Source organism: Edaphobacter acidisoli, assembly GCF_014642855.1.
In the GTDB taxonomy this organism is placed as follows: Bacteria; Acidobacteriota; Terriglobia; order Terriglobales; family Acidobacteriaceae; genus Edaphobacter; species Edaphobacter acidisoli.
Genome location: NZ_BMJB01000002.1, coordinates 271,890 through 298,674 on the forward strand (window position 1 = coordinate 271,890; position 26,785 = coordinate 298,674).

The 26,785-nt window shown below is 59.3% G+C and carries 28 protein-coding genes; 13 read left to right on the forward strand and 15 right to left on the reverse strand.

The annotated features are described in order from the left end of the window. Nucleotides 1-5: 5 nt before the first annotated feature. A complete protein-coding gene (locus tag IEX36_RS14230) occupies nt 6-1,268 on the reverse strand; it encodes a cation:proton antiporter domain-containing protein (protein ID WP_188760219.1) in 1,263 nt (420 codons plus the stop codon). A 142-nt stretch (nt 1,269-1,410) separates the two neighbouring features. Here IEX36_RS14230 and IEX36_RS14235 point away from each other — a divergent pair, with 142 nt between their 5' ends. Beyond that, entirely contained in the window at nt 1,411-1,842 is a 432-nt protein-coding gene (locus IEX36_RS14235; protein ID WP_188760220.1) for a hypothetical protein, read from the forward strand. A gap of 8 nt (nt 1,843-1,850) precedes the next feature. Beyond that, on the forward strand, nt 1,851-3,065 hold the full coding sequence (locus IEX36_RS14240; protein ID WP_188760221.1) for a lactonase family protein: 1,215 nt from the start codon (nt 1,851-1,853) through the stop codon (nt 3,063-3,065). Between the two features lie 48 nt (nt 3,066-3,113). Here IEX36_RS14240 and IEX36_RS14245 read toward each other — a convergent pair whose 3' ends face one another. From IEX36_RS14245 to IEX36_RS14275, 7 genes are all read right to left on the reverse strand, one after another. Beyond that, nucleotides 3,114-4,160, reverse strand: a complete 1,047-nt coding sequence (locus tag IEX36_RS14245; protein WP_188760222.1) for an NAD(P)-dependent alcohol dehydrogenase — start codon at nt 4,158-4,160, stop codon at nt 3,114-3,116. A gap of 46 nt (nt 4,161-4,206) precedes the next feature. Further along, nucleotides 4,207-5,262: an energy transducer TonB gene (locus IEX36_RS14250; RefSeq protein WP_188760223.1), complete on the reverse strand. Its 1,056-nt coding sequence runs from the start codon at nt 5,260-5,262 to the stop codon at nt 4,207-4,209. Between the two features lie 21 nt (nt 5,263-5,283). After that, nucleotides 5,284-5,823 (reverse strand): adenine phosphoribosyltransferase, encoded by a 540-nt coding sequence (locus IEX36_RS14255; protein WP_188760224.1) that lies wholly within the window; start codon nt 5,821-5,823, stop codon nt 5,284-5,286. A 4-nt stretch (nt 5,824-5,827) separates the two neighbouring features. Next, nucleotides 5,828-6,109: an acylphosphatase gene (locus IEX36_RS14260; RefSeq protein ID WP_188760225.1), complete on the reverse strand. Its 282-nt coding sequence runs from the start codon at nt 6,107-6,109 to the stop codon at nt 5,828-5,830. Nucleotides 6,110-6,212: 103 nt separating this feature from the next. Continuing rightward, nucleotides 6,213-6,773 carry an elongation factor P gene (gene efp, locus IEX36_RS14265; protein ID WP_188760226.1) on the reverse strand — a complete coding sequence of 187 codons (561 nt, stop codon included), beginning with the start codon at nt 6,771-6,773 and terminating at the stop codon, nt 6,213-6,215. A 122-nt stretch (nt 6,774-6,895) separates the two neighbouring features. Beyond that, nucleotides 6,896-7,771, reverse strand: coding sequence for a nuclease (locus IEX36_RS14270; protein WP_188760227.1), 876 nt, complete (start codon nt 7,769-7,771; stop codon nt 6,896-6,898). A gap of 12 nt (nt 7,772-7,783) precedes the next feature. Beyond that, nucleotides 7,784-8,368: an anthranilate synthase component II gene (locus tag IEX36_RS14275; protein ID WP_188760228.1), complete on the reverse strand. Its 585-nt coding sequence runs from the start codon at nt 8,366-8,368 to the stop codon at nt 7,784-7,786. Between the two features lie 87 nt (nt 8,369-8,455). Here IEX36_RS14275 and IEX36_RS14280 point away from each other — a divergent pair, with 87 nt between their 5' ends. Beyond that, nucleotides 8,456-8,734, forward strand: a complete 279-nt coding sequence (locus tag IEX36_RS14280; protein WP_188760229.1) for a hypothetical protein — start codon at nt 8,456-8,458, stop codon at nt 8,732-8,734. A gap of 3 nt (nt 8,735-8,737) precedes the next feature. Here IEX36_RS14280 and trpE read toward each other — a convergent pair whose 3' ends face one another. Continuing rightward, nucleotides 8,738-10,264, reverse strand: a complete 1,527-nt coding sequence (gene trpE / locus IEX36_RS14285; protein ID WP_188760230.1) for an anthranilate synthase component I — start codon at nt 10,262-10,264, stop codon at nt 8,738-8,740. A gap of 232 nt (nt 10,265-10,496) precedes the next feature. Here trpE and IEX36_RS14290 point away from each other — a divergent pair, with 232 nt between their 5' ends. Continuing rightward, the gene (locus IEX36_RS14290; RefSeq protein ID WP_229669029.1) at nt 10,497-11,762 is read left to right on the forward strand and encodes a Glu/Leu/Phe/Val family dehydrogenase; all 1,266 of its coding nucleotides are present in this window, start codon (nt 10,497-10,499) and stop codon (nt 11,760-11,762) included. 69 nt (nt 11,763-11,831) lie between these two features. On the opposite strand, the gene IEX36_RS14295 is transcribed toward IEX36_RS14290, so the two are convergent. Next, entirely contained in the window at nt 11,832-12,989 is a 1,158-nt protein-coding gene (locus tag IEX36_RS14295; protein ID WP_188760232.1) for an Ig-like domain-containing protein, read from the reverse strand. Between the two features lie 172 nt (nt 12,990-13,161). Between IEX36_RS14295 and pgsA the strand changes: the two genes are divergently transcribed. Further along, a complete protein-coding gene (pgsA, locus tag IEX36_RS14300) occupies nt 13,162-13,851 on the forward strand; it encodes a CDP-diacylglycerol--glycerol-3-phosphate 3-phosphatidyltransferase (RefSeq protein ID WP_188760233.1) in 690 nt (229 codons plus the stop codon). Between the two features lie 17 nt (nt 13,852-13,868). Here pgsA and IEX36_RS14305 read toward each other — a convergent pair whose 3' ends face one another. After that, nucleotides 13,869-15,404 (reverse strand): fumarate hydratase, encoded by a 1,536-nt coding sequence (locus IEX36_RS14305; protein WP_188760234.1) that lies wholly within the window; start codon nt 15,402-15,404, stop codon nt 13,869-13,871. A 56-nt stretch (nt 15,405-15,460) separates the two neighbouring features. Further along, nucleotides 15,461-16,006, reverse strand: coding sequence for a lysozyme inhibitor LprI family protein (locus IEX36_RS14310; protein WP_188760235.1), 546 nt, complete (start codon nt 16,004-16,006; stop codon nt 15,461-15,463). 47 nt (nt 16,007-16,053) lie between these two features. Here IEX36_RS14310 and IEX36_RS14315 point away from each other — a divergent pair, with 47 nt between their 5' ends. After that, nucleotides 16,054-17,454 carry an aspartate ammonia-lyase gene (locus IEX36_RS14315; protein WP_188760236.1) on the forward strand — a complete coding sequence of 467 codons (1,401 nt, stop codon included), beginning with the start codon at nt 16,054-16,056 and terminating at the stop codon, nt 17,452-17,454. 81 nt (nt 17,455-17,535) lie between these two features. Here the strand turns inward: IEX36_RS14315 and IEX36_RS14320 are convergent, their stop codons facing one another. Further along, a complete protein-coding gene (locus IEX36_RS14320; protein ID WP_188760237.1) occupies nt 17,536-18,273 on the reverse strand; it encodes a hypothetical protein in 738 nt (245 codons plus the stop codon). 153 nt (nt 18,274-18,426) lie between these two features. Between IEX36_RS14320 and IEX36_RS14325 the strand changes: the two genes are divergently transcribed. Next, nucleotides 18,427-18,978 (forward strand): c-type cytochrome, encoded by a 552-nt coding sequence (locus IEX36_RS14325; protein ID WP_188760238.1) that lies wholly within the window; start codon nt 18,427-18,429, stop codon nt 18,976-18,978. An 18-nt stretch (nt 18,979-18,996) separates the two neighbouring features. Here IEX36_RS14325 and IEX36_RS14330 read toward each other — a convergent pair whose 3' ends face one another. Both IEX36_RS14330 and IEX36_RS14335 read right to left on the reverse strand, forming a co-directional pair. Next, nucleotides 18,997-19,632 carry a hypothetical protein gene (locus tag IEX36_RS14330; RefSeq protein ID WP_188760239.1) on the reverse strand — a complete coding sequence of 212 codons (636 nt, stop codon included), beginning with the start codon at nt 19,630-19,632 and terminating at the stop codon, nt 18,997-18,999. Between the two features lie 185 nt (nt 19,633-19,817). Then, the gene (locus IEX36_RS14335) at nt 19,818-20,906 is read right to left on the reverse strand and encodes a DUF481 domain-containing protein (RefSeq protein WP_229669030.1); all 1,089 of its coding nucleotides are present in this window, start codon (nt 20,904-20,906) and stop codon (nt 19,818-19,820) included. A gap of 555 nt (nt 20,907-21,461) precedes the next feature. Here IEX36_RS14335 and IEX36_RS14340 point away from each other — a divergent pair. From IEX36_RS14340 to IEX36_RS14365, 6 genes are all read left to right on the forward strand, one after another. Then, nucleotides 21,462-22,196, forward strand: coding sequence for a GvpL/GvpF family gas vesicle protein (locus IEX36_RS14340; protein WP_188760241.1), 735 nt, complete (start codon nt 21,462-21,464; stop codon nt 22,194-22,196). Nucleotides 22,197-22,455: 259 nt separating this feature from the next. After that, entirely contained in the window at nt 22,456-24,066 is a 1,611-nt protein-coding gene (locus tag IEX36_RS14345; protein ID WP_188760242.1) for an OmpA family protein, read from the forward strand. A 144-nt stretch (nt 24,067-24,210) separates the two neighbouring features. After that, complete coding sequence (locus IEX36_RS14350; RefSeq protein ID WP_188760243.1) at nt 24,211-24,399, forward strand: hypothetical protein; 189 nt, start codon at nt 24,211-24,213, stop codon at nt 24,397-24,399. 6 nt (nt 24,400-24,405) lie between these two features. Next, nucleotides 24,406-25,389: a signal recognition particle-docking protein FtsY gene (ftsY, locus tag IEX36_RS14355; RefSeq protein ID WP_188760244.1), complete on the forward strand. Its 984-nt coding sequence runs from the start codon at nt 24,406-24,408 to the stop codon at nt 25,387-25,389. 78 nt (nt 25,390-25,467) lie between these two features. Beyond that, entirely contained in the window at nt 25,468-26,217 is a 750-nt protein-coding gene (locus IEX36_RS14360) for a hypothetical protein (protein ID WP_188760245.1), read from the forward strand. Nucleotides 26,218-26,224: 7 nt separating this feature from the next. Then, complete coding sequence (locus tag IEX36_RS14365) at nt 26,225-26,761, forward strand: YceI family protein (protein WP_188760246.1); 537 nt, start codon at nt 26,225-26,227, stop codon at nt 26,759-26,761. Nucleotides 26,762-26,785: the final 24 nt, after the last annotated feature.

The following is a 26,785-nucleotide window of genomic DNA, read 5'->3' on the forward strand; positions in this document are numbered from 1 at the left end:
AGCACTCACGTGCGCGGAAGCGCGCCAACCGCAGCCTGCCCTCCTTCAGGAACAGCTAGCGGTTTGGCGCGGATCGAAGCCACCAGCACCAACACGTTGGTGAACAGAATCAGCGCGAAGGTTAGCGATGGCAGAAACGCCAATTGATTCGGCATTCCCTGCACTACCTCCAGTGCGAGTACTGCCGTAATCAAACCGCGCGGAATCAGCAGCATTGCCAGCTCGCGTTCGCGCGAAGAGGTCCCGCGCCACGCAACGCGACTAGCCGTTACAGCAACTGCACGCGCAATCATGAAGACGCATAGGATCCCAACACTCGATAGAAGTTGCTCGCGCAGCCCATGCAATCGAATCATCGTCCCCAGCAGCACAAAGAAGAAGCTGCGGACCAGAAACGCAAGCTCCGAGTGAAACGTGTGTATCTGCGTGCTGCGTCCATCCTGCACCAGCTCAAATCCAAGCTCCAGTTCCTTCTGTGGATCGAGGAGGCTGGTGAGAGTCGCGCCAAACACCATCACGGCTACGAGGTCGCTGCCGCCCAACGCGTGGGTCACCGAGTACACCATCAGCACGGCAGCAAACGTCAGCGCCTGCCAGAACTGCTTGTCTGAGATGTGCGGCAACAACCGTACCCAAAGAAATCCAGCAACGACAGCGATGATGACCGCTAATAAAAACCGGAAGAAGAACATCGCAAACATGCCGCGCACAATCGCGCCCGCGCTTTGCAGGTTCGTTCCTCCTGCCATGCCCAGCAACACACCCACCACCAGCGCGCCCAGGCCATCACCAAATGAAGCCTCGATCACGAGTGTCGTCTTCAAGTCGAAGCGCAGATCAAGCTGATCCAGTATCGGCAGCACAATCGATCCGCTCATGCAAGCCAGTGGCGCAGCGACCATCATCGCTGGCAGCCTGCCCATATGCAGCATCCTCAGACAGAAGTACGTGACGCCACCCATCGTCAGCACATAGCTGATGATGCCAAGCACCATTCCGGAGACGAACTGCCGCAACGACCGCCGCAGGTCCAGCTCAAGTCCAGCGGCGAAGAGAATCAGAATCAGCGCCAGTGTGCCGACGCCGCGGATGATTCCCGGAAAACTCGCCGCGTCGATCCAGTGCAGCACCGGCCCGAGCACGATTCCGCTGCCTAACAGAACGATCACGTCCGGGACACGCGTCCGGCGCGAGAAGCGGTTGGCCACGTATGCAAGCACAAGCAGCCCACCCAGCAGCCCGAAGAGGTTGGTTAGCGTCAGGGTCAAGATCTCGAACCATGCGCTCGTCGAACGGAGCGTAGACGTTGACTATATCTAAACCTGGTTACAAAAGCACCCCGTAGAACAGGCCGCGACCTCCCCGCGAGCCTTGCCGTTCCTTCCACGCTGCATTAACCTTGAAATAGCCATGTACGAAGACTTCAAAGCTACCGACCGCTGGACCGGCGACCAACTCCACTGTATGTGGAAGGGCACGATAGTTGCCATCGCCACCCGCCACGCCGATGCAACCGACATCCGTTTCTCCGTCAACGGCAAGCCAGTCTGGATTGCCATGCCCAACCAGGCTTGGGTCGAGCAGAAACGCCGCACCGGCTACGTCATCACCGACTATCTCGCCGCGCAAGCCGCCGGGCGTTACCTCAAGCACGCCATCGAGTCCGGCTACGACAACGGCCGCGAGATGTATACCATGACTGTCGACGAGGTGCTCGAGCACGCCAACGCCGTGGTCAAGGAGGCGGGCCGTACTGACAAGCTACCCAGCCTACCCGTCATCAACGAAAACATTCGTGCCGAAGACGAGATGGCCATTCACCTTCCTGGTGAACCGGCCTGAAGCCGCCGATGCTGACGCGACGCAGATTTCTTTTGCTCCTCCCGGCTGCGACGGCCTCTGCTTCAGCTTCAGCGCAGGACCTCGCCTCCCTCTTTCATCGCAAGAAGCCTGCGCCGCTCGTACCAACGCGCGTTTACTTTGGCACCGATACGACAAAAGGTGTCAGCAAGGGAATCTACCTCTCCCACTTCGATTCAGCCACCGGACAACTTTCTTCTCCGCTTCTTGCCGCCACTACAGCGAGACCGTCCTACATGGCCATCACACCCACGCGCAAGCACCTCTATGCGGTCAATGCCATCAATGACCCCTCTGCGACAATCTCGGGCTTCGCCATCGACCAGCGCACAGGCATGCTTCGCGAGATAGGCCAAGTTTCATCCGGCGGCGCCGGTCCAGCGTACATCTCCATCGACGCCACCGGCCACGCGGCCTTCGTCGCCAACTATTTCGGCTCCACCGTCGCATCGTTCCGCATGTTGCCCGACGCCATGCTCAGCCAGCCAGTCGAGCGCATCAACTTTAACGATCACAAAAGATTCGCCCCGCTCGGACCCAACACCGCGCGCCAGGACCGCTCCCACCCGCACTGCACCACCATCTCACCCGACAACCGCTTCCTGCTTGTCTGCGATCTCGGCACCGACCACATCTCCGTCTTTGCCATCGACCCGGAGACGGCGCAGCTCACCACCGGCACGCCGTACCTGTTCACCAACAGTCGTCCCGGCTCCGGAAACCGCCACGTCTTCTTCCATCCGAACGGTCGCTGGATTTACGGCATCAACGAGATCGACTCTACGATCGACCACTATCTCTGGACCGAGGCCAGTACACTCAACCCACCTCAGGCGCTGCTCGTCAATACTGGCCACTTTGTCAAAACGATTGCTGCCAGCTTCCCCGAAGAGAAAAACACAGCCGCTGAAGTCGCCGTCTCACCTGACGGTAACTTCCTCTACGCCAGCAATCGCGGTGAAGATACGCTGGTCGTCTACTCCATCGATCAAGACAATGGCCGCCTGAAGCTTGTGCAGCGTATCCCCAGCGGAGGCAAAACGCCGCGCCACTTCACCTTCGATCCAACAGGCGAGTGGATTCTCTGCGGCAATCAGGACTCGGCCACCGTAACGGTCTTCCACCGCAACGGTGCGACAGGGCGCCTCACTGGACCCGCACAAAGCATGGCGCTCGACGCAGTGATGTACACCCTTTTTGCATAGAGATGGTCGTCCCAGGTCCCTTTCTTTAGGGACCCAGGCAATTCGCGGCTACTTCCCGAGCGTCGCCATATCAATCACAAACCGATACTTCACATCGCCTTTAAGCACCCGCTCATATGCCTCAGCTAGCTTCGTAATCGGCGTCAGCTCAATGTCCGACACGATGCCGTGGTCAGCGCAGTAATCCAGCATCTCCTGCGTCTCTGTCATCCCGCCAATCATCGACCCCGCAAGCGACCGTCGATTCTTCAAAATTGCGAATGGAGCAACCGTTAGTGGCGTCTCTGGCAGCCCCACCGAGCAAAGCGTCCCATTCAACCGCAGCAGATCGAGATACGCATTCATGTCATGCGGAGCGGCCACACAGTCCAGCACAAAGTCGAACGTTCCCGTTTGCTTCGCCATCGCGTCCGGATCTTTGCTGACAACCACCTCATCGGCGCCTAGCCTCTTCGCATCTGCCGCCTTACTCTCCGATGTCGTGAACTGCACCACATGCGCGCCGAACGAGTGAGCAAATTTGAGCGCCATATGCCCTAGCCCGCCCAGTCCTACAATGCCAACCTTCTTGCCCGGCCCAGCTCCCCAATGCCGCAGCGGCGAGTAAGTCGTGATCCCCGCGCACAGCAGCGGAGCTACCGCCGCCAGGTCCAGCTTCGGCGAGATCGTATGCACATACCGCTCATCCACGACGATATTGTTCGAGTAGCCGCCATACATCAGCTCTCCGTCATAGCCGCGTGCGTTGTACGTCCCCACCATGCCTTTCGTGCAATAGGGTTCCAGCGAAGCCTTGCAAGCCTCGCACACGCGGCACGTATCCACCATCACGCCCACCCCTGCCAAGTCGCCTTCCTTGAACTTCTTCACCGCTGCCCCAGCTTTGGCGACGCGCCCCACGATCTCATGCCCGGGCACCATGGGAAAGATCTCGTTACCCCAATCGCCATTGACCTGATGAATATCTGAGTGACAGATGCCGGAGTACGCAATTTCTACAACAACATCGTTCGGGCCTGGATCGCGCCGTTCAAAGCTGTAGGGAACCAGTGAAGACTTCTTTGCAAGCGCAGCATAGCCGTGGGACTTAAGCATATTTCTCCGTAATCTGGCGTGAAATCAGGATCACGCCCTCGAGTTATTAACCGAACCTGAAATTAACTGTAATTGTTGTCTCGACCTCAGTCGGGGCGCCGTAGAGCAGATAGGGTTGGTATGTCCAGGTTTGTACTGCGTCCTGTGCAGCCTTTGAGAGAGCTTTATCCGGACTTGCGACCACCTCCAGCCTGTGAATGTGGCCATCCGTTCCGACAATTGCCGTCATCACCACCGTTCCCTGAATGTGCTGTTCTCGCGCAGTCTCGGGATAGTGCGGAATCGCTCCACCTGTCTTACGTCCTGCAATGACGACGGGCCCGATATAAATGTCAGATACCGGTTTGTGCGCCTTTTCCCACGCCGGAGAAGACGTGTCAAAATCGGCAGCGTTGGGCTGGTAGCCCGTCAGTGCCATCACGTGCGCGGTCATGACATTTGGCCCGATGTCCGTGACAAACACGTCGAGTGCTACGGTCCGCTGCTCAAATATCCCCATCCGGTTCTGCGCCACCTCCAGATAGCCAATCAGCGAATACAGTCGAAGCGCGTTGCCATCGTGGTCGAAACAATAGGTGGGGTCCTCCACAGGCGGCAACATATCGTCAGCAGGCATCATCTCGGCCAGCTTTTTGTCGCCGGGTTTCAAGTGGATGCAGTCCAGCTTTACCTTCCCGATGCTCCTCTGTTCCAGCTTCGCCGTGGACTGCTCGATGGCCTTGTCAGATGGCATAGGATGTACCTCCATCTGATGCAGCACACGCAGCATGTAGGGCCACCCCTGACTTCCCCTGGTCCGGAACAGGCCATCCTTGTTTTTGATCTCGGTTGCAGTGTAGGAAGGACTCGCAAACGATATCTTGTAAAGATCAGGCCCGGCCCACCACTCTTCCATCGTGCCCTGCTCGCGGGGTTTCTGCTGATCGTCGAACAACTGAAAGCTCACCGTCAGGTGCCAGGGCCTGATGCCCGGCCCATCGATAGAGTTCTGAATGCCTGCGGCCTGCACGCGCGCGACCAGTGCCGCTGCATTCTCAGCCTCCACAACCGGCGCAGTAACCATCAAGGCAGCAACCAGAAGCCATCGCGCACACGCGCTCATCTCCAGCCCTCGCAGCTTGTTTTATTCGTCATAGTGCAACAGACTCAGCACATCGTACTCCTGAAACTTCTCGCGCCCTTTCAGGAAGTCGAGCTCAATCGCAAACCCGAGCCCAACAATCTCGCCGCCAAGCTGACGCACCAGTTGCACGGTCGCCTGCATCGTCCCGCCTGTGGCGAGCAGGTCATCCACAATAATGACGCGCTGTCCCGGCTGAATCGCGTCCAGATGCACCTCAAGCGCATCCGTGCCGTATTCGAGGTCATAGTTCACACGCGCAGTCTTCGCGGGCAGCTTCTTCGGCTTACGCACCGGCACAAACCCGGCGTTCAACCGATACGCCAGCGCAGGCCCAAAGATAAATCCACGCGCCTCGATGCCAAGCACCAGATCAACCTCGCGACCGATGTAGTGCGCCGCCATCGCGTCGATCAGTTGCGCAAAGCCCGTCTTGTCCTTGAGCAGCGTCGTAATGTCATAAAACAAAATCCCCGGCTTAGGAAAATCCGGCACGGTGCGGATCAGCGATTTCAACGGTTCGCAGTTAATCGGAAGACTCATCGAATTACCAGGCTCCTTCAATCTGAAACGGTCCGAGGCCTTCACCTTCGCTCTCGACCAGTTCGTGTTCAACTACAGCATCAACACGGCTGCCGCGCGATCCCTTGCGCAGCGCCTCTTTCAACTCAGCTAAATCCTCGGCCTCGCCCGCCGCGACCACTTCAACTTCACCGTCGTCGGTATTGCGTACCCAGCCGTGCAGGCCAATAGCTGACGCCTCCCGATGCACAAACCACCGGAAGCCGACGCCCTGCACGCGGCCTTTGACAAGGTAATGGCAAACCATGAGCCTTCAGTTTCGCAGAGCAGCCAAAGCCACGCAAGGCTGCCTCGCAAAGCAAAGAGGCGAAGCCATCAGGCTCCGCCTCCAGAACTTCACTGCAGAAGATTTACGCGCGGCTCATATAAGCGCCTTCAGCCGTATCGATGCGGATCTTCTCGCCTTCATTGATAAACGGCGGAACCTGCACCACCAAGCCCGTCTCCAGCTTCGCCGGCTTCGTCACCGAAGAAGCCGTCGCCGACTTGATGCCCGGCTCCGTCTCCACCACCGTCATCTCGACCACATTCGGCAGTTCGATGCCCACAGCCTTGCCATCATGGAAGCTGACGGCGATCTCCAGGTTCGGCAACAGGTAATCGACCGCATCACCCAGCACATCGCGCTTCAGGTGCGTCTGCTCGAAGGTCTGCATGTCCATGAAGTAGTAGTCGTCGCCATCGTTGTACAGATACTCCATCTTCACTTCGTCCACGATGACGCGGTCGATGGGATCAGGCGAACGGAAGCGCTCCACGTACATCGCGCCGGTGCGGATGTTGCGCAACTTGGCCTGAATGAAGGCGCGAAGGTTGCCCGGTGTGCGGTGCTCCACTGAAAAGACAAGGTGAAGATCGTCCTTGAACTTGATAACCATGCCCGGGCGCATCTGTGTGGCGGGAATCGACATAAGAAAACCCCTGATCTGTGCCGGTCCGTATGCGGAACTCAGCGGAAAAATTGTGAGAATGTGGACGGGGAAGATGACCGCCAATAGCAGCCCGAGTCACCCGCAACCTCTTCTATTGTAGCTCAGAGCTTCCCGAATATCCGCTTGAAGAAGTGGCCGACCGAGTGCCCAAAACCCTTGCCTTTCTTCGCCTGAGGCTGTGCCGCACCATTCGTATCAGAACCCGCAGCTCCGGAATCCGCTGCCTGTGGCTTCGTCCCGTCGTAGCTCATGGTCGTCGAGACCTGCACGTGTGTAACGCCGGGCGTCTCCTGCGGTACCGTCGGTTTTGCAAGCCCATCGCTGATCGCTTCGGGGAACGGATGCTGCGCTGTCGCACTCCCGTCCGTCTTTCCTGAAGCGTCCGCAACCGAAACGGGTGGAGCAGTCGGGCATCCACACGGCGAGCTCTCGTTGTCCACGACTTCCTTCAGGCTAGCGTGCTCAAACAGCACATGCTGACCGCTCAGCAGAATGTACATTGCTCCGCCAAACGGATCGGTCACGCGCACCGCAGGCGAATTAGCACCTCGGTTTTCCACGCAGGTATCGCCATTGCTCGTCACGCGCAACCGCAGATCCAACGGCCCACGCGCCTTCATGGCAAACCGCAGGTCGGGTGTCATAATGGCGTCATTCTCCGTCACTGGCATCTGAATCTCAGCGGCACCGCGGTCCAGCGTCAGCAGTAGTGGCGCAGGTTCATTTGCGCTTTTGCCTTCGGTAAGGTGCAAGCTGCTCGTCGCGCACACCCGAACCTCGCCACCACGATTCAGTTTGACCGTCGCCGTCTGGTCCTTCGCTGTAACGGACGCGCTGCCATCCAGCACGGCTTGGCCATTATTGACAGCAAGCGATCCAGCGACCGTCGCATCCGCAGTGCTCACCGTGCCGATAGGCTGCTGTGCCCCGGCGACCGCCGTCGCCACCAGCAATACTCCCGTCAGCCGAAGCACCATCGTCTCGCCCGCTTACATCTTCAAAAAATTGTGAACAATCTCTTTGCCGTGCGCCGTCAGCACGCTCTCCGGATGAAACTGCACGCCCTCAATTGGCAGCTCGCGATGCCGCAGTGCCATAATCGTCTCGCCGCCCACAGTACGCGCCGAAACCTCCAACTCCTCCGGCAGCCCATCATCGGCAACAATCAGCGAGTGATACCGCGTGCAAGTCATCGTCCTCGGAATCCCGCTGAAGATCGTCTTGCCGTCATGCTCAATCTCGCTCGTCTTGCCATGCATCAGCTTCGGCGCACGCACCACATTGCCACCAAACGCCGCCCCAATCGCCTGATGTCCCAGACAGACACCCATCAGCGGCACGCGCTTTCCCTCGCGGTTCAGCCGGGCGAAGTGCCGAATCAACTCAATGCTGATGCCCGCATCCTGCGGCGTGCAAGGCCCGGGCGAAATCAGAATCCGGTCTGGGTCCAGCGCCTCAACCTCGGCAGGCGTAAGCTCATCATTGCGCCGAATCACCATCTCAGCGCCCAGCTCACCCATGTATTGCACAAGGTTGTACGTAAAGGAATCGTAGTTGTCGAGAACGAATACCATGGCGATACTTTGATTCTACGCTGATCGGCAACACCGCGAAGCAACAGCAGCGGCAGCGCGAGTCTCTAACCGAAAGGTGGCACACACATGTCCGACGAATCAAGACGCTGGAAGCACTTTGCCGCCATGGCGCTCATCGGCGATGGCGTAATGGCGGTCCTCAGGCCCGAAGATGATGCCTTCTTGGCGTGGAAGCACGGCCCCGCCCCTTGGAAAGCCCTGATGGGCAGCCTCGCGGAGCACCCTACACTCACCCGTTGCATCGGTGCCGCGCAGATCGTCGGAGGCATCTGGTGGGCGCTCCATCAATCGCGCGAATACAAACCCGAGCAGACACGAGCCAGGCAGCGCCCGCTCCCTTTCTAAGCCCTATGCCCGCCGCGCACGCTCAATCGCCCGCACAACCGCTTGCGCCTTATTGAGGCTCTCCTCGTACTCCTTCTCGGGCACTGAGTCGGCTACCAGCCCCGCACCAGCCTGAATGTGCCCCTTCTCGCCATCCATATACAGCGTGCGAATGGCGATGCATGAGTCGAGATTGCCGTTGAAGTCGGCGTACAGCACGCTGCCGCCATAGACCCCGCGCCTCGCTGGCTCCAGCTCCTCAATAATCTCCATTGCCCGTACCTTCGGCGCACCGCTCAGCGTCCCCGCCGGGAAGCAAGCCCGAAACGCATCCACCGCGCTCAACTCCTTCTTCAAGCGGCCTTCGAGCGACGTCACGAGATGCATCACGTGGCTATAACGCTCCACAAACATCAGGTCCTTCACATGGACGCTGCCAAACTCGCTCACGCGGCCAACATCGTTGCGCCCCAGGTCTACGAGCATGATGTGCTCTGCGCGCTCCTTCTCGTCGGCGCGCATCTCCGCTTCAATCTCGCGGTCGCGCACCTCATCCGAGCTGCGCGGGCGCGTTCCTGCAATCGGCCTGTACTCAATCTCGCGCCCTTGGACGCGCACCAGCAACTCTGGCGACGAACCCACAATATGCGACAGCCGCGGCTTCTTCGCCTTGGCCTTTGTGTTGTTGCTCTCCTGCCCAAAGCGCAGAAAGAACATATACGGCGATGGGTTCACGATGCGCAGCGCGCGATAGATGTCAAACGGATCCACGCCCGGCTCACAGTCGAATCGCTGCGACAGCACGCACTGAAACACATCGCCCGCCGCGATGTATTCCTTCGTCTTCTCCACGCCGCGTAAAAACTGCGCCTTCGGCGTGCGATGCGACAGCTTCAACTTTCCGCTCGCCGTCTTCTTCTTCGGCTTCGGCAAAGCCGCCGCGAGTCGCCGCTCCAGCTTGTTCAGCCGCCGGACCGCCCGCTCATAAGCGTCAGCGTGGCCCTCACGCTTTAGGTCCGCGGTCACGATCAGGTGAATCTCCTTCTTCACATGGTCGAACGCCAACACCTGGTCGAAGAACATCAGGCAGGCATCCGGCACGCCAAGTTCGTCCTTCGTGCTCGCAGGCAGTCGCTCAATCAATCGAACCGCATCGTAAGCAAAAAAACCCACTGCTCCGGCGGTGAAGCGGGGCAACTCCTGTAGCCGCGCCGGCGAGTGCCCGCTCAACTCACGCTTCAGCTCAGCGAAGATATCGCCCTCGATCGTCCGCGTCTTCCGCCCTTCGTGAACTGTGATCTTCCGCCCACGAGCAACCATCTTCTTGTACGGCTCAATACCGATGAACGTATACCGTCCGACATGTTCGCCGCCCTCGACCGACTCCAGTAAAAACGCCTCCGGCTCGGCATCAGCGATGCGCAAAAACGCCGAAACCGGCGTCTCCAGATCAGCCGTCACGGTGCGGTAGACAGGCACCAGCGAGTGCTTCCGGCTCAACTTCAAAAACTCCTGTGCGGAGGGCAGGGCATTGACAGCAGATTTCGGCATAGATACCAACCATCATACCTGTGCTTCATAACATCTCTGGCAAGGTGAGAGTGTGGCGGGAGGCTATTAACTCCCCACATCCGTGCAATTGCCCAACCCGCCCGCCAAAGCCTATACTCCGGCTCGTTTGGCCACCGACCGGTCTGGCCAAGCTGTTTCTGCATCCCACCTACGGGAGCAAACGATGGCCGGAGAATCGCTGATACCAGCAACGGAGAAAAGGCAAATCACCATGCAGACCCTCACGCTTGAGCAGGAGACCAACCCCTGGGAGGCCCAGGCTGCTCGATTCGACTTCGCCGCAAAAAAACTCAATCTGGACCAGGGCATCTGGAAGGTGCTCCGCCAGCCCACCCGCGAGATCATCATCCACATCCCCGTCGGCATGGACGACGGCTCCATCGAAGTCTTCACCGGCTATCGCGTCCAACATTCCGCCGCGCGCGGTCCCGGAAAAGGCGGCATCCGCTACTCCCCCGACGTCTCGCTCGACGAGGTCCGCGCCCTCGCCAGTTGGATGACCTGGAAGTGCGCCGTCGTTAACATTCCTTTCGGCGGAGCCAAGGGCGGCGTCATCTGCGACCCCAAAAAAATGTCGCAGGGCGAGCTCGAACGCCTCACCCGCCGCTACACCGCCGAGCTGATCGAGTTCCTCGGCCCCGAAAAAGACGTCCCCGCACCCGACATGGGTACGGACGAGCAGACCATGGCCTGGATCATGGACACCTACTCCATGCACATGCGCCAGACCGTCAACGCCGTTGTCACCGGCAAGCCCGTCAACCTCGGCGGCTCGCGCGGGCGCAAGGAAGCCACCGGCCGCGGTGTCTCCGTCGTCTGCGACGAAGCCCTCAAGCAGCTAGGCATGTCGCCCCAGGGCACGAAGGTCATCGTGCAGGGCTTCGGCAACGTCGGCTCCAACACCGCCAAACACCTCGCCGAAAAGGGCTACACCATCATCGGCATCGCCGAGTACGACGGCGGCCTCTTCAACGCCAAAGGCATCGACATCGCCGCGCTCACCGCGCACCGCAAAGAAGCAGGCACCATCACCGGCTTTCGCGGAGCCGAGGCCGCCAACAGCAGCGAACTCATCACCCAGCCCTGCGACATCCTCATCCCCGCCGCAATGGAGAACGTCATCACCAGCCGCAACGCCGACAAGCTCCGCTGCCGCATCCTCTGCGAGGGCGCAAACGGGCCAACCACCCCAATAGCCGACGAAATCCTCGGCGACAAGCGCGTCTTCATCATCCCCGACATCCTCGCCAACGCCGGCGGCGTCACCACCAGCTACTTCGAGTGGGTCCAGGACCGCATGGGCTACTTCTGGACCGAGCCCGAGGTGAACCAGCGTCTCGACCACATCATGAGCACCAGCTTCCACGACGTCATCGCCTACTCCAAAACCCACAACGTCAACAACCGCATCGCAGCCTACATGCTGGCCATCGACCGCGTAGCCTACACGACGAAGCAGCGGGGGATGTACGCATGAGCCAATTTTCACGGTAAAGCATTCAGGATAAACAACTTGTTATATTTTTGTGGATTGAGGGAGAGGCGGTTAGAGAACGACCTTCAGGGTCACCCGGGTGGCATTTTCCCCTGAGGCTTGAGCTGAGACCCCTGAACCTGAGGCTGTGCCTATGACCTGGATGGTGTAGCTGCCTGGGCGGGTTCCGAGATCGGTGCAGGTACCGCAGCCGGTCAGCGCGCTGACCGTTCCCAGCGCGACCAGCGCCACCATCAATCCCCTCAGCCTTTTTCGCTTTCCAAAGGGCAGAAGGAACAGTCCGAAGCTTGCGCCAAGGAAGTACGGGGTCGAGGAGCCGCAGTCGTGTGGGGCGATTGTGCTGACCTGGAGGGTGGTCGTTCCACCACCTGCCGGAATCGTGTGCTGGCCAAACGTGCATGCCGACTCTGTCGGCAGATGGGTGCATGAGAGATCGACCGGCAGGTTGAACCCTGACTGCGGCGTAACCGTGACGGTCAGGTTTGCGCTGCGCCCGACTCCGACGGTCGTGGAACCTGCGACGGCAATTGAGAACCCACCCGTGGACTGCACTGCCGCCGGATTCACTGTCTCTGCCAGCGCTGGCGAGGTGCTGGCAGCCGATCCACCATCCCCGGCGTAGCTGGCCGTGAGGCTGTGGCTCCCTGCAGACAGCGAGGCAGTGGTGAAGGTTGCCGTACCGGAAGAGTTGAGCGTTGCCGTTCCCAAAGAGCTTGTTCCGTCGAGAAAGGTCACAGTGCCGGTGGGCATCGCGTAGGAACCGGCTGCCGTGGCTGTGAGCGTAACGGGCTGGCCTGCGATCGCCGGGTTGGCCGAGCTGACGAGGCTGACTGCTGTGGGATTCGCCAGCACAGTAATGACGACGGCATTTGAGGTGGCCGCAGCGTGAGTTGCGTCTCCAGAGTAGACAGCCGTGATGGTATGGGCGCCGACGGCAAAGCCGGTGCCGGTCGAAGCCGGGCAACTCGATGGCGTGACGGGAATCTGGCAGATGTTGGTTGCGCCGTCGTAGAAGGTGATGGTCCCGGTGGGGATGCTGCCGTCGCTGGTGGTGACGTTGGCGTAGCCGTCGACGCTCTGGCCGAAGTACATAGTCGCCGGGGAGGTAATAGTAAGCACAACCGTACTGGTGATGGCCGTGGCGTGCGCCGCTGGCATGAGGCCAGTAAGGAGGACGGCAGCGAATTTGAGGAGACCTCGGCTCGGCATGGTGGCTCAGCAGTCCATTCGGGGTGGACAGTCTCTCTATCGGCAGCTGCTGACCGAAACAAGAGGGAATAACGGCGTGCAGTCTCAAGGGCAGTTTCAATGTGGCAAAACTATGGCAAAACGGGGCGCTAAAGGCGGTGTATCCTCAGAGTAAGGACCGGTCTGCCCTGCCATGAACCTGCCCAATTCCATCACGTTGAGCCGGATTGCCAGCATTCCGCTGCTCCTCTGGATTCTGTCCTCGGTCTTCCCATGGACAGGGCACGGAGCGACGGGCCTGCGCGGTGGCGAGCAGGAGATTATCGCCTCCCTGGTCTTCATCGCGGCCAGCATCACGGACGGCCTGGACGGCTATCTTGCCCGCAAGCGCGGCCAGATTACGACGATGGGAATACTGCTCGACCCGCTAGCCGACAAGCTGATGGTCTCAGCGGCATTCATCATCCTGGTCGGCTACAACCCGCGCGTCGTTCCGGCGTGGATCGCGGTACTGGTGATCGGTCGCGAGTTTCTGGTCTCCGGCCTGCGCTCGATTGCCGCGACCGAAGGCTTCACCATCGAAGCCAGCGAGATAGGCAAGCTCAAGACGGTCATCCAGATTGTCTCGGTCGTCGCAGCGATCCTCGCGCACCGCTGGGACTACTGGAACTGGGGCGGCTTCATCGTCGGCGTCCACCTGATTGCGGTGACAGCGGTCTACTGGATGGCGATTGTCTCGATCATCTCGGCGGTAGACTACTTTGTCGCCTTCTGGAAGAAGATCGACCACGCCGCCGAACGCCAGCGCAAACGCCGCAGCTTTGTGCTGAGCCGCAAGAAAAAAGCTGCTTCGCCGACAGAGCATCCTTCGCGGATTTCGTGATCTCCTACAATCGACCGCTACTGCAGAATTCGTACACCGCCTAGGTCTCCAGCGATACGCGCCTTCCACTCAGCCGGTCCGGTCGTGTGAACACTGCTGCCGGTTGCATCAACCGCGACGGTCACCGGCATGTCCCGCACATCGAACTCGTAAATGGCTTCCATCCCGAGGTCTTCAAAGGCGAGCACGCGCGAGCTCTTGATGGCCTTCGAGACCAGATACGCCGCGCCGCCGACGGCCATCAGGTAGACGGCTTCGTTATCGCGGATGGCTTCGATGGCTGCGGGGCCGCGCTCGGCTTTGCCCACCATGCCGAGCAGGCCGGTGGTTTCGAGCATCTGGCGTGTGAACTTGTCCATGCGCGTAGCGGTCGTCGGACCGGCAGGGCCAACGGCCTCGTCGCGCACCGCATCGACCGGCCCGACGTAGTAGATGAAGCGGCCAGTGAAATCAACGGGCAGCTTTTCGCCGCGGTTGAGCATGTCGATCATGCGCTTGTGCGCGGCGTCGCGGCCGGTCAGCAGCTTGCCCGAGAGCAGCAGTACCTCGCCGGGCTTCCACGTCTTCACCTCATCGCGCGTCACCGTGTCGAGGTTCACACGGCGTGCCTTGCTGACGTCGTAGGTCAGCTTCGGCCACGCATCGAGCGCAGGCGGCTCCAGCATCACCGGCCCGCTGCCGTCGAGGTGGAAGTGCGCGTGGCGCGTGGCGGCGCAGTTGGGAATCATCGCCACGGGCAAGTTGGCCGCGTGCGTGGGATAGTCAAGAATCTTGATGTCGAGCACAGTCGTCAGCCCGCCCAGGCCCTGCGCGCCGATACCAAGCTGGTTCACCTTGTCGTACAGCTCGATGCGCAGCTCCTCGATCTTGTTCTGCGGCCCGCGCGCCTTCAGCTCCTGCATGTCGATCGGGTCCATCAGCGACTGCTTGGCCAGCAGCATCGCCTTCTCCGCCGTTCCGCCGATGCCGATGCCGAGCATTCCCGGCGGACACCAGCCCGCGCCCATCGTCGGGACGGTCTTGAGCACCCAGTCGACGATGGAGTCCGACGGATTGAGCATGACGAACTTCGACTTGGCCTCAGAGCCGCCGCCCTTGGCCGCGACCGTCACTTCGACCTCGCCGCCGGGCACCATCTCGACCGAGACAACGGCAGGCGTGTTGTCGCCGGTGTTCTTGCGCGTGAATGCGGGGTCGCGCAGGATGCTGGCGCGGAGCTTGTTATCGGGCAGCAGATACGCGCGGCGCACACCCTCGTCCACCATCTGCTGGACAGTCTTGAGCGGCTGGCCGCCGTTGTCCCACTGCGTCTCCATACCGAGCCGGACGAAGGCCGTGACGATGCCGGTGTCCTGGCAGACGGGGCGATGGCCCTCGGCGCACATGCGCGAGTTGATGAGGATCTGCGCCATGGCGTCTTTGGCCGAGGGCGATTGCTCCAGCTCATACGCGCGCGTAAGGTTGGTGATGAAGTCCTCGGGGTGGTAGTAGCTGATGTACTGGAGGGCGTCGGCGACGGACTGGATGAAATCGGATTGCTGGATGGTGGCCATGTCTTTTGATTAATTCTAGCCGTTCACCCACTATTCGGCATCGGCTGCGACCGCCCCTACTTGTCTTTGTAGAGAGCTTCCAATTCGTCCATGTGTTTGCGTGTGATGTCTTGTAAGCAAGCGGTTTCTATTTGACCCTGTATGCTTCCACCCCAATAAGCATCGCTCATAGCGCTACAGGTTGTGTTCCGATATATGATCCACGCCCGCTCAGCTTTTTCAAATTTTGCTCCGCGGTCTGGAGGCATAGGTTCCAGCGGATCGACAATGGGCTGACGTACTCGAAGCAACGCGGCGAGCGCCTTTGCATATACCTCATAGTTGTTCTGTGTGAGAAGAGCCTCGTGTACTAGGCAATCACGCTTCTCAGCTTCGCTCTGCAGATTTAGACATTCGTCCTTCTGCTCTCGTGCATATTCGTTCCTCAGAACATTTTGTGCCCGGGCATGCAAAGCGCTCATCTTAGCGTCATACTCTTTCCATGTAGGGCTATTCAGATCGGTAGGGTCTACCGTCTTAGCCCCTTTATGGGTTTGTGCCATCGAACACGCACATGCTCCGAGTAATCCAAGCAAAAGGGCCAAAACAATTCGCTTCATCATCCCCGCCACACAGATTCCTACTATTATGGCAGTTGAGCCGCGTGCTTATGCCCAACAATCGCTCAGAAACCGACTCTCTTGGTTTGGTGGAAGTTTCCGCCGAGGCTCTTTATGGTGCGCAGACGGCGCGAGCCATCAAGAACTTTCCCATCAGCGGGCTGCGCGCGAATCCAGCGCTCATCCGAGCGCTGGCGATGATCAAGCTGGCCGCGGCGGAGGCGAACCAGTCGCTCGGTCTGATTACGCCGGAGCAGGGAAGCGCAATCCAGCAGGCTGCGTGCGAGATTGTTGATGGTCAGCACCACGAGCACTTCGTGGTGGATGTATTTCAGGCCGGAGCCGGCGTGAGTCTGCACATGAATGCGAACGAGGTCATCGCCAATCGAGCCGGACAGATTCTCGGCGAGCCGTTAGGGACGTACAAGCGCGTGCATCCGAACGACCACGTCAACTACGGCCAGTCCACGAACGATGTCTTTCCGTCGGCGATGCGGCTAAGCGTGCTGCTGGCACTGCGGGAGTTGTACCCTGTGCTGGATGATCTGGCGGGAAGCTTTCACGCAAAGGCCGAGGAGTTCCGCGACGTTCTCAAGGCCGGGCGCACGCACATGCAGGACGCGACGCCGATTACGCTGGGGCAGGAGTTTGCCGCGTATGCCGTCGCGGTGCGCAAGGCGGCGGAGAATATCCGCGCGCAGGCGCAGGGGCTGATGGAGCTAGGGCTCGGCGGTTCCGCAGTCGGGACCGGCCTGAACACGCATCCGGAGTATCGCGCTCGCGCGATTGCGAACCTCGCGCGCATCTCAGGCTTCGATCTGAAGCCCGCTGCTGACATGCGCTGGGTGATGCAGTCGAATGCGCCGATGGCGGACGTTTCAGCGGCGCTGCGCACGCTGGCGCTTGAGATGATCCGCATCTCGAACGACCTGCGGCTGCTTTCGAGCGGGCCGAATACGGGCATGAACGAGATTCACCTGCCAAGCCTGCAACCCGGTTCGAGCATCATGCCGGGCAAGGTGAACCCTGTGCTGGCCGAGTTGACCGCGATGGTGGCATTCCAGGTCATCGGCAACGACACCGCGACGGCCTACGCGGTGCAGGCAGGCCAGCTTGAGCTGAACGTCATGATGCCCGCGATGACCCACAACACGCTCCAGTCGATCACGATCCTGACGAGCACGCTGCGCGAACTGGACCATCGCTGCATCCGTGGCCTGACGGCCAACCGCGATCGCTGCGCCCACTACGCCGCCAGCACGATCGCGCTGGCGACAGCGTTGAATCCCTACATTGGCTATGCGAAGGCCGCGGCGCTGGTGAAGGAATCAGTGGCAACAGGAAAGAGCATCGTTGCACTTGCACGGGAGAACGGATTGCTCACTGAGGAGCAGATTGCGGAGATCCTTGATCCGAAAAATATGACGGAACCTCACGCCAAGCAGCCCTGACAGGTCACCCTGAACGATAAACCCCATTCGTGGGGCATGAATGGGGTTCTCAGCTTATTCAAACTCAATCAGCCGATTCGATTACTTGATTCTGCCGAAGCGATAGACGATGCCGACGTTAAATCCTGCATTGTTCTGAAATGAGCCGTGCGGCTGCGGTGCAGTATCTGCTGGGTCGAGCTGATACGTCGTCCCCACCCACGTCGGCGTGATGCGCAACGCGAGGTTGGGATAGAAGTTGTAGTCGAAATTGGCCCCAATGCTCATGACTGGCCGCATCGCTGACTGCCAGACATGCAGATACTGAGACGGGATGCCTTTGCTGCCACCGTCGAATTTTCCGATCGCAACGCCGCCTTCGCCGGTGAGCGACAAGGCGAATTTCTCCTTTGTCACGAGCCGGTATGCGACACCGCCCATCAGGGGGTACTCGGAGATCTGGGGATTGAAGTTCAGGGTGATCGGCTGGCCAGGAATGCCTGCGCCATTTTGGATTTTGGCGTTGCCGTAGAGGCCGCGCACGTCGGCGAGGACGCCGAGCTTCTCACTGAAGTAGTAGGTGGTCGTTGTCCAGAACGCGACTTCGTTGTTCTTCTGCAGGTACTGGCCGGAGCGGAAACGGAGGTAGCCGCCGCCGCCTGCGACCTCCCAGCGATGGCTGTAGGTTTCCTGGATGGTGTGCTGAATGCGCGCCTCACGGTTCGCGTTCGTCTCGCGCCGGCGGGTGCTTTGCGCCTGGAGGCAGCTTGTTGCGCCGGCGACTGAGAGTGCCAGCAAAAGTACGGCTGTGTTCTTCACACGAATCCTGAAACCAAACATCAAACGATGACTCCTGCAAGCTTGAGCTTTGCTATGGTTGAAACCTGAGATGACAGCAGATTAAGCGGGAGTTAAGCCGCGGCCATCTACTATTAGAACATCTGGCACCCCTTTCTTGGGGTGTTGAAGCAAGGAAAAGGGAGCGATTCGAGCATGGCTAAGAAGGGTGGCAGCGGGTTTGGCAAGTTTGTCCTTGGATTTTTGATCGGCGTGGCGGCGGTTGCGGCGGGCATATTTCTCTACTTCCGCTTCGGTTCGCTGCCGGTGGCCGTGGCGGACAAGCCGTTCCCGTTTGAAAAGCAGATCGTGCATGTGCCGTTGAACGCACGCATTGCCAGCGAAATGAAGACGCCACCCTTCGGCATTAGTGAGGACGTCTTCGAGGGTGGAGCGCATGTTTACATGGAGGACTGTGCCAGTTGCCATGGCACGCCAGGACACGATTTGCCGTATGCGTCGCACATGTATCCGCGTGCACCACAGCTCTGGAAGAAACACAAGGGCGGCAAGGTGGTCGGCGTTAGCGATGATGAGCCAGGCGAAACCTACTGGAAGGTAGCCAACGGTATCCGTCTTACCGGGATGCCTTCTTACGACCACGTCCTGAGCGAGACGCAGATGTGGCAGGTGACGTTGCTATTGAAGAATGCTGATAAGCAACTGCCCGACCCTGTGACCCAAATCCTCAGCGGGACCTCTCGCTGAGGATTGCGAGAGGCCGAGTTATTTAAAGCGGAAGACCAGGCCGGTGCTGATATTGATCATCTTCGAGGTGAGGATATTGCTGCCGCCATTGCCGGTGAAAACGCCGCTGCCAATGGTTTGGGCTGCGTTATAGCCAATCTCGACCATACGGAAATCAACGTGAGGGCTGAACGAATAGTCTGCGCCACCGAGCACGCCGTATTGAAAGGAACTTAGGCCGCGCGGGTTGGTCGCGGCGCGGGAGCGGGCTACGCCGATCAGGCCCTCCACATAGGGCTTAAGCTTTGCCTGTGGCTTGAAGACAAAGCGCGGGCCGACGAGGAAGCTATTCAGGTGTGCGCCATTGCCACGCAGGAAGCTGCCGCGCACATCAACCCCGATATCGCTCGAATGAGAGTGCAGAAAGTCGTCATAGCTGCCAAGATCCCATCCATAAAACATGCGCGAAGTCGTGCCGGGTCCGAGAAACGCGAAGACTCCGGTATCGGCAGGATTGCTGATGCGCGAGAAGACCGGATTCAGATAGATGGCGACCTTGTGCTGGGTCTCGTACTGCGACTGGGTCTCGGGCTGGGCCAGCGGCTGGTTCTGGGCCTGAACGGCGACGGCGGCAAAAGCCAGACCGGCAACAACTGCGAGCAAAGGCAATTTCATGTGTCTCGTGTGTTCCTGACTGTTGGAAAGCTGTTGTTTCAAATGCTTGAAACAAGTCTACCGGAAGCAGGGCCGCAAATGGCCAGTGCGATGTGGTTTTCGTCTGCGAAGGCTTATTTGCGCAGATATCAAGTGGCCCCGCCGGATCATCGACAGGGCCGCTCAGGTTAGGTCTGCCGATCTGCTTATTTGAGCGTGTAACTGACGCCGGTAACGAACTGGAAGCTGTTTTTGTTGTAGCCGACAGCGGGATTATTGAGGTAGTTGTCCTGCATGTTGAGGTTGACGCTCAGGCGTTTATAGGTGGGCAGCACGAGTCCCGCGCCGAAGATCGCCGAGTACGCATTGGTATTGTTCCAGGCAGGAATGAAGCTGCCGTTCTCGGTAAAGACGATCTTGCGAGGCAGACTACGGTGGTAAGTTTCGCCAAAGATCGAACCGATCAGGTTGTCGTTCGGTGTGGGAGCAACGAAGTTCTGCCGCTCGTAGTGCACGTCCATCTTGACGTCAAGCTGCTGCACCGGAGACTGGAGCACGGTGTAGCCGATACCACCGCCATAGATCTGTTGCAGGTTCAGGCCTTGCGAGAAGTTATGATCGAAGGCCGTATTTGCCAAGGCATAGAGCCGCGAGGTGAAGTACTTGTCGTGTTCAGCGTCGGCGTGGAAGATGCTCGTTTTGGTCATCGCCGCAGGTGTTGGCGGAGTCGTCTGGGGGATGACAGGCGAGGTCAGCTTGCCGTAGGTCTCCAGTACATTGACAGTGCTGCGCGTGCGCGGCGGAAGGAAGGAGACAGTTGGGATGGCGCGAATGAGGCCAAGGCCCAACGTAAAAGTTTCGCCGTAGTCAGTGGCGCGAACAAGAGTCGCCCCGCCGGTGATTGCTCCTGCCCAACCCTGGAGTGGCGTTGGATTAGCGAGGACCTCTTTATTGAAGGTGGCGCTGTCGATGGCGTAGGCAAGATTTTTGATCGGGACGGTTTGGGGCGTTGCTCCACTAATGGTGACGTTGTTATCCGCATACTGTAACTTGCCCGAAGACCGCTTGGTGCGCTTCACCATCTCGCCCTTTTCGAGGAGCACAAACTGGCCGTTGGACCGCAACTCTTTGATCTTCGAAGTCGAGACGGTGATTTCGCCAGCCATGTCACTCTTGAAGACGACTGAATCGCCAACCTCACGCTCGAGCGTGCCGGTAAGCTGGTCGCCGTTGGTGAAGACGATGATGTCTGTTTGAGGTTTGGTCTGGGCGTGAGCGGGTGTGGCCAGCAGCACTTGCGCTCCAGTAAACAGGCAAAGTAAAGCCACGTTACGAACAGTTTGCCAATGATTTTGGGTAAGTTGGTTTGAAATGCTCATCCCATAAAAATAGCCCATTATCAAGAAGATGGGATGAGGACACGCAAAAGAATATTGATGATGTCAAAAAGACACTGCGTCAGCAGGATAGCTCACGCCGCGCGACAGTTTCCTGTTCATAATTCGCGTTTCATTGGAGAACAGGCTGGCCGAATCCCGTACATAAGTCCTCAGAAAGCAGTGGATTGGATTCGCTCTAAATCGCAACAAATCGCACATTCCAAAGAGCATCGACAGCTTTTTGAGAGCCCGTGGAGATGGCCTGAATGCGTGGGGGGTTGCCAAGTGTCTTCCAATAGGCATACTATCCGTTTCGGTTTGAGATAGTTGGCTATTTCAGCTCACACAACCCTTAAACCAAATCACTGCGAATGAATCGTTTCCTGACCACTTCCGTATTCAGTACGAGTTAAACACACGACTGCCTGATGGGCGGTAAGACCCATCAGCGCTCTGGAAGGAAAGAAAAATATGGCATGGTACGCCTATTGCATTGCAGAGAGACAGGCCTTTCCGGAACTTTGCCGGCACCGCCGCCCGATGCCCTTGACCGGGGTAACGGGTTTGTTTGGTAATCAAACGTTTCTGTTCCCAGCCAGCGACCTGGCCGTGATCGTCTCCGAGCATACCGCCGAAGACAGCGCACGGATGGATCAGACGGCTGCACGGGACCACGCCCGTGTCGTAGCAGACTGCTTCAAGCTTTCAACTGTCTTACCCTTTCGTTTTGGAACGACGTTTACGGACGACGACGCGCTGCGCCGCTCGGTCCGCTCCAACCAGCGGCACTTTATGGCCAACATCGACCGGTTACGTGGCAAGGCCGAGATGCACCTGAAGGTCGTGGTGGACGACATCTGCCCGAAGACTGTCGCCCGTGCCGTGACGGTCGGTCAGCAGTATCTGGCTGGTCTGCGCGAGAGTGCAACCCGGCAGCGGGAGCGGCAGTCCAAGGCGCGCGCCTTGTCCGTCCAGATGCATCGCATGTTTCTTCCTCTCGCCGAGGAGATTACGTGCAAGCGGATGGATTCAGGCAAGATGCTCCTCGACATCGCCCACCTGATCGACAACAAGACGATCGAGCGTTACCAGAACAAGTACACCTCGGCGTCCCATGAGCTGAAGGAGTGCCAGATGCAGCTCTCCGGGCCCTGGCCGCCGTACCACTTCGTGCACCGCTCGAACGCGCAGCAGCACAACGCCTGACGTCAGTGCGCTCCCTTTTGCCCAGCCGTAGACGCGGCGGGTGAAAGGGAGCGCGCCGCCGCTTGATTTCTCCTTTGCTTTATCTATCTGGCTTGGTGGTTTACCGGGAGTTCATATTTACCGAAGATGCTGGCTCTTGAGAGCTTGCGCTTCGAGGATACTGCTCCATCTTTTCCCGCCATCGAATGCAAAGCCGCCTCATAATAAAGCTCGAAGCGCCAGCGCCTCAGCCAGGCCTGCGCCCCAAGGAGAACGTGGAATGAATCGCACGACGAAGTCTCTGGCAACTGTGGTTCTGACATGCCTTTGCGGAATCCCGGCGGGCACGCTGCTCGCCGCGCAGGAACCCAATCCTACCTCAACGCCGGACCAGTCCCAATCGCAGCAGCCGACCACCCTTCAGAAGGGTGAGAACGGCATCTATCTGTACCGCGTGAAGGTCGTGCAGCGCGATCTCGACGCTGTCAATTATCTGCATCGCAGCGGCACGACAACGATCGGGTTCAAGGGAACAACGCTTCTTCCACTGGCCAAGGGCTCGGCGAGAGTCACCAGCCTGCGCGGTGGCATTCAGGTGCAGGCTAAATTTGATGGGCTTGAACCGCCCACGACCTTCGGGCCTGAGTACCTTACCTACGTGCTGTGGGCGATTACGCCGGATGGCCGACCGAACAACCTCGGTGAGGTCGTCCTAAGCGGCGGCAAGAGCAGCATCGACGTGACGACAGCGCTGCAATCGTTCGGGCTGGTCGTCACCGCCGAACCATATTTCTCCGTTACGCAGCCCAGCGACGTAGTCGTGCTGCAAAACAGGATTCTGAGCGACAAGACCACCGGCGTGATGGAGAAGGTGAACGCGCACTACTCGCTTTTGCCGCGCGGCACCTACACGCAGACCGGATCGTCGTCGACGGTGCCCGCTCCCGATAAGAAAAAGGACAAGACTCCGCTCGAGGTCTACGAGGCATATAACGCAGTGCGCATCGCTACCGACGCAGGCGCCGAAAAGTATGCGGCTGACATTATGGCCGAGGCGAAACAGGACCTGCGCAACGCAGCCGACATCGCCGGCAACAAGAAGGGCAACCCGAAGATGGCGATCACCTTCGCGCGGCAGGCTGTGCAGCGCGCCGAAGATGCCCGCATCGTCACTCTGCGTAAGCAGGCGCAGGAGCGTGAGATGAATGCCGAGCTGGCCAGGCGCGACGCACAAGCCAAAGCCCAGCAGTCACAGCTTGAGGCCCAGCAGGCGCAACTTGCTGCTGAGCAGGCCAAGGCGGCACAGGCGCAAGCCGATGCCGAGCGTGCTCGCGCCGAAGCTCAAGCCGCGCAGGCACAAGCAGCCGCAGCCGAAGCACAGGCCAAGGCAGCCGCGGCGGCGAAGAGTGCCGATGATGCTAATGCCGTCCGCGAAAAACTGCGCTCCCAGCTCAACAGCGTACTGGCCACCAGCGAGACCGCGCGTGGCCTGATCGTCAACATGTCCGACGTGCTCTTCGACACAGGCCGCTACACGCTCAAGCCGAACACACAGCTTGCACTGGCCAAGGTCGCCGGCATCCTCGCGGCCTATCCTGGCCTGAAGCTTCAGGTCGAGGGTTACACAGACAGCGTAGGCGGCGATGACTACAACCAGAAGCTCTCCGAGAACCGCGCCGATGCGGTCCGCAACTTCCTCATCACGCAGGGAGTCACGCAGGACAACATCAGCTCCACCGGCTACGGCAAAGCGAATCCTGTAGCGGATAACACAACAGCCGCGGGCCGCGCGAAGAACCGCCGCGTTCAGCTCGTCGTCTCTGGTAACGCAATTGGGGTGGCCGCCAGCAGTCCGAGCAGTGCACCAGCACAGCAACCCAGCCCGCAATAAGCGCATAGCCAGGACCATCTTCAAAGCAGCCCCGCGGGCCTTCGGATACCGAAGGCCCGTTGCTTTGATGAGAGCAATGCCATGCTTCAAACCAAAGCCAAGTGCGCAATTCCAGGTGCGCAATTTAAGTCTTACACTGAAGACATGTCCGAACTCCCGCGCAAACCCGGCCCCTCGCTTCTCTCCATCGCGCTTATCCTCGGCATCTTCTTCCTACTGGTTTTCGTTGTATCTGTGCTCATCCTGCCCGATCACGGCAAGAGCCTGCTTAAGCTCACGTGTGTCTCCGTTGAACCCCTGCACGCGCTGACCGCGATTGCATTGCTAAACTAAGCACGTATGGCTTTTTCTCTCTTCGGCAAGCGCGACAAAGCAGACCAGCCAGAACCTCAGGAACCAGTCGAGCAAAAACGCGGCTTCTTCGACCGCATGAAGCAGGCGGTCACTCGCACGCGCGAGTCGCTCTCCGAGTCCATCGGCTCCGTCATCGCCCTCACGCGCGAGGTGGACGAGTCCACCTTCACCGGCCTTGAACCCGTCCTGCTCCGCGCGGACCTCGGCGCCCCCACGACCGCCATCGTGCTTGAAAACCTGCGCCAGCGCGCTCTTCGCACCGGCATTCAGGGCGGCGGCGAACTCAAGCAGCTCTTGAAGGCCGAGCTGAAGCAGATTCTTGACGGTGTGCAACGTCCCATCCAGCATCCTGACGGCCCACCCGAGGTCATCATGATGGTCGGTGTCAACGGAACCGGCAAAACGACCACCACGGGCAAGCTCGCCGCCATGTTCACCGCCGAAGGCCGCAGCGTGCTGCTCTGCGCCGCCGATACCTTCCGCGCCGCCGCCATCGAGCAGCTCGAAGTCTGGGCCAACCGCTCTGGCGTGCCCCTCATTAAGACCAAGCAAGGCGGCGATCCCTCTGCCGCGCTCTACGATGCCTGCACGGCAGCAAAGGCCCGCAACACAGACATCCTCATCGCCGACACTGCAGGCCGCCTTCACACTAAAAGCGACCTGATGAAGGAGCTCGACAAGATGCGCCGCACCGCTGAAAAGCTCGTGCCCGGCGCGCCACACCAAACACTGCTCGTCATGGACGCTACAACGGGTCAGAACGGCCTGCAGCAGGCGAGGCTTTTCACAGAGGCAGCGCGAGTCACCGGCATTGTCCTCACCAAGCTCGACGGCACAGCCAAGGGCGGCATCGTGCTCGCCATTGCGACTGAGCTTAAACTGCCCGTCGTCTACGCTGGCGTGGGCGAGAAGATCGACGATATCATCCCATTCGACAGCGCCGCGTTCATCGACTCGTTCATCGACTAGCTGCGCTGCTATCTAAAAAGAAGTTCTTTCGTCCAAGCAGCGAACCGTATATAGTCGCGGAAAGCGGCAACGCAAGTCATGCTTTCGCTCTATCCGAAAACGACGCAACTCCTCGGTGCAACAATATTGCTGCTGGTTTTCTCGCCGGCGTCCAGGGCACAGACTGCGGATGCTCTACCTGACGCGCCAACACCGCAGGTGCAAGCCATCGATCTTGCACAGAACAGTGGAGCGCCTCAGCAGCCCTCGCAGACACAACCGCAGCAGCCATCCTCTTCCAGCACAGAGCCTTCGCTCTCCGATCTTGGCCTCACTACGGCCCAGACACAGGGCAGCGCACAAGCGCAGGCTCTGCTCGACAAGCGGACCCACATGCTCAAGGTTCACCAGAAGCTTGGCCTGTTGACCCTGATTCCGCTCGCGGCAACTGTCATCAGCTCGGCTGGAGCGACCGCAAGCCATCAGCACAACGGCTCAACCGTCGTGACCACCAACACCGGCAACACTACCGGACGCGACCTCCATGCAGCTCTCGGCTCGGTCTCCGTGGGGATGTACGCGGCCACGGCATGGTATGCCATTCGCGCGCCAAAGGTGCCCGGCGTTGAATCGCGCGGAGCCATCCGCGTACACAAAGCGCTTATATGGATACACGCGCCTGGCATGGTGCTGACGCCGGTACTCGGCGCCATCGCGTTCAAGCAACTCAACTCCGGGGAGCGCATCCACGGCGTCGCCTCGGCCCATGCTGCTGTCGCGTGGGTCACGGTCGCGTCCTATAGCGCCTCTATCGTAGCGGTCTCCTGGCCCATTCACCTGAAGTTCTAGGTCACCCATGAAGAAGCTTCTCGTCGCCTGTCTCTTCTTTGCCCTTCCAGTCTTCGCGCAATCCAACAGCCAATGGACTCTCGACAGCTCCACGCTCACCTACCACATCACGCATCCGCTGCATCAGGTGGCCGGCACCAGCCATGCCGCGCGCGGCAAGGGCATCTGCCACGACGGGCAGTGCGATTTCCTGATTGCTGCGCCGGTCAAGAGCTTCGACTCCGGAGACTCGAACCGTGACCTTCACATGATCCAGGTCACACGCGGAGCAGAGTTCCCCATCGTCACCGTGCGGTTTCATCTGCCTGAGTCGGCAACGAATGCCCCAACCATCAGTTGTGATCTCGATATTCAGTTCGCCGGCCAGACTGCACACTACCGGAACATCACCTTCCAGCAGACGATTCAAGGAGCAGAACACCACATCAAGGGAACCATCCCTGCTATCGTGTCGGACTTCAAAATCACACCACCGTCGTTCTTTACTGTACCCATCAAAAACGAGATGCCCATCGATGTAGACCTCACCTGGCACTCTTCATAAAAGCGAAAGCTCAATAAAAAAGCC

Excerpts from the sequence above, each read along its gene's own strand:
- IEX36_RS14235 (WP_188760220.1), top strand. The coding sequence starts at position 1,411 with ATGTACGAAGACTTCAAAGCTACCGACCGCTGGACCGGCGACCAACTC.
- IEX36_RS14240 (WP_188760221.1), top strand. The coding sequence starts at position 1,851 with ATGCTGACGCGACGCAGATTTCTTTTGCTCCTCCCGGCTGCGACGGCC.
- IEX36_RS14245 (WP_188760222.1), bottom strand. The coding sequence starts at position 4,160 with ATGCTTAAGTCCCACGGCTATGCTGCGCTTGCAAAGAAGTCTTCACTG.
- IEX36_RS14250 (WP_188760223.1), bottom strand. The coding sequence starts at position 5,262 with ATGAGCGCGTGTGCGCGATGGCTTCTGGTTGCTGCCTTGATGGTTACT.
- IEX36_RS14255 (WP_188760224.1), bottom strand. The coding sequence starts at position 5,823 with ATGAGTCTTCCGATTAACTGCGAACCGTTGAAATCGCTGATCCGCACC.
- IEX36_RS14260 (WP_188760225.1), bottom strand. The coding sequence starts at position 6,109 with ATGGTTTGCCATTACCTTGTCAAAGGCCGCGTGCAGGGCGTCGGCTTC.
- efp (WP_188760226.1), bottom strand. The coding sequence starts at position 6,773 with ATGTCGATTCCCGCCACACAGATGCGCCCGGGCATGGTTATCAAGTTC.
- IEX36_RS14270 (WP_188760227.1), bottom strand. The coding sequence starts at position 7,771 with ATGGTGCTTCGGCTGACGGGAGTATTGCTGGTGGCGACGGCGGTCGCC.
- IEX36_RS14275 (WP_188760228.1), bottom strand. The coding sequence starts at position 8,368 with ATGGTATTCGTTCTCGACAACTACGATTCCTTTACGTACAACCTTGTG.
- IEX36_RS14280 (WP_188760229.1), top strand. The coding sequence starts at position 8,456 with ATGTCCGACGAATCAAGACGCTGGAAGCACTTTGCCGCCATGGCGCTC.
- trpE (WP_188760230.1), bottom strand. The coding sequence starts at position 10,264 with ATGCCGAAATCTGCTGTCAATGCCCTGCCCTCCGCACAGGAGTTTTTG.
- IEX36_RS14290 (WP_229669029.1), top strand. The coding sequence starts at position 10,497 with ATGCAGACCCTCACGCTTGAGCAGGAGACCAACCCCTGGGAGGCCCAG.
- IEX36_RS14295 (WP_188760232.1), bottom strand. The coding sequence starts at position 12,989 with ATGCCGAGCCGAGGTCTCCTCAAATTCGCTGCCGTCCTCCTTACTGGC.
- pgsA (WP_188760233.1), top strand. The coding sequence starts at position 13,162 with ATGAACCTGCCCAATTCCATCACGTTGAGCCGGATTGCCAGCATTCCG.
- IEX36_RS14305 (WP_188760234.1), bottom strand. The coding sequence starts at position 15,404 with ATGGCCACCATCCAGCAATCCGATTTCATCCAGTCCGTCGCCGACGCC.
- IEX36_RS14310 (WP_188760235.1), bottom strand. The coding sequence starts at position 16,006 with ATGATGAAGCGAATTGTTTTGGCCCTTTTGCTTGGATTACTCGGAGCA.
- IEX36_RS14315 (WP_188760236.1), top strand. The coding sequence starts at position 16,054 with ATGCCCAACAATCGCTCAGAAACCGACTCTCTTGGTTTGGTGGAAGTT.
- IEX36_RS14320 (WP_188760237.1), bottom strand. The coding sequence starts at position 18,273 with ATGTTTGGTTTCAGGATTCGTGTGAAGAACACAGCCGTACTTTTGCTG.
- IEX36_RS14325 (WP_188760238.1), top strand. The coding sequence starts at position 18,427 with ATGGCTAAGAAGGGTGGCAGCGGGTTTGGCAAGTTTGTCCTTGGATTT.
- IEX36_RS14330 (WP_188760239.1), bottom strand. The coding sequence starts at position 19,632 with ATGAAATTGCCTTTGCTCGCAGTTGTTGCCGGTCTGGCTTTTGCCGCC.
- IEX36_RS14340 (WP_188760241.1), top strand. The coding sequence starts at position 21,462 with ATGGCATGGTACGCCTATTGCATTGCAGAGAGACAGGCCTTTCCGGAA.
- IEX36_RS14345 (WP_188760242.1), top strand. The coding sequence starts at position 22,456 with ATGAATCGCACGACGAAGTCTCTGGCAACTGTGGTTCTGACATGCCTT.
- IEX36_RS14350 (WP_188760243.1), top strand. The coding sequence starts at position 24,211 with ATGTCCGAACTCCCGCGCAAACCCGGCCCCTCGCTTCTCTCCATCGCG.
- ftsY (WP_188760244.1), top strand. The coding sequence starts at position 24,406 with ATGGCTTTTTCTCTCTTCGGCAAGCGCGACAAAGCAGACCAGCCAGAA.
- IEX36_RS14360 (WP_188760245.1), top strand. The coding sequence starts at position 25,468 with ATGCTTTCGCTCTATCCGAAAACGACGCAACTCCTCGGTGCAACAATA.
- IEX36_RS14365 (WP_188760246.1), top strand. The coding sequence starts at position 26,225 with ATGAAGAAGCTTCTCGTCGCCTGTCTCTTCTTTGCCCTTCCAGTCTTC.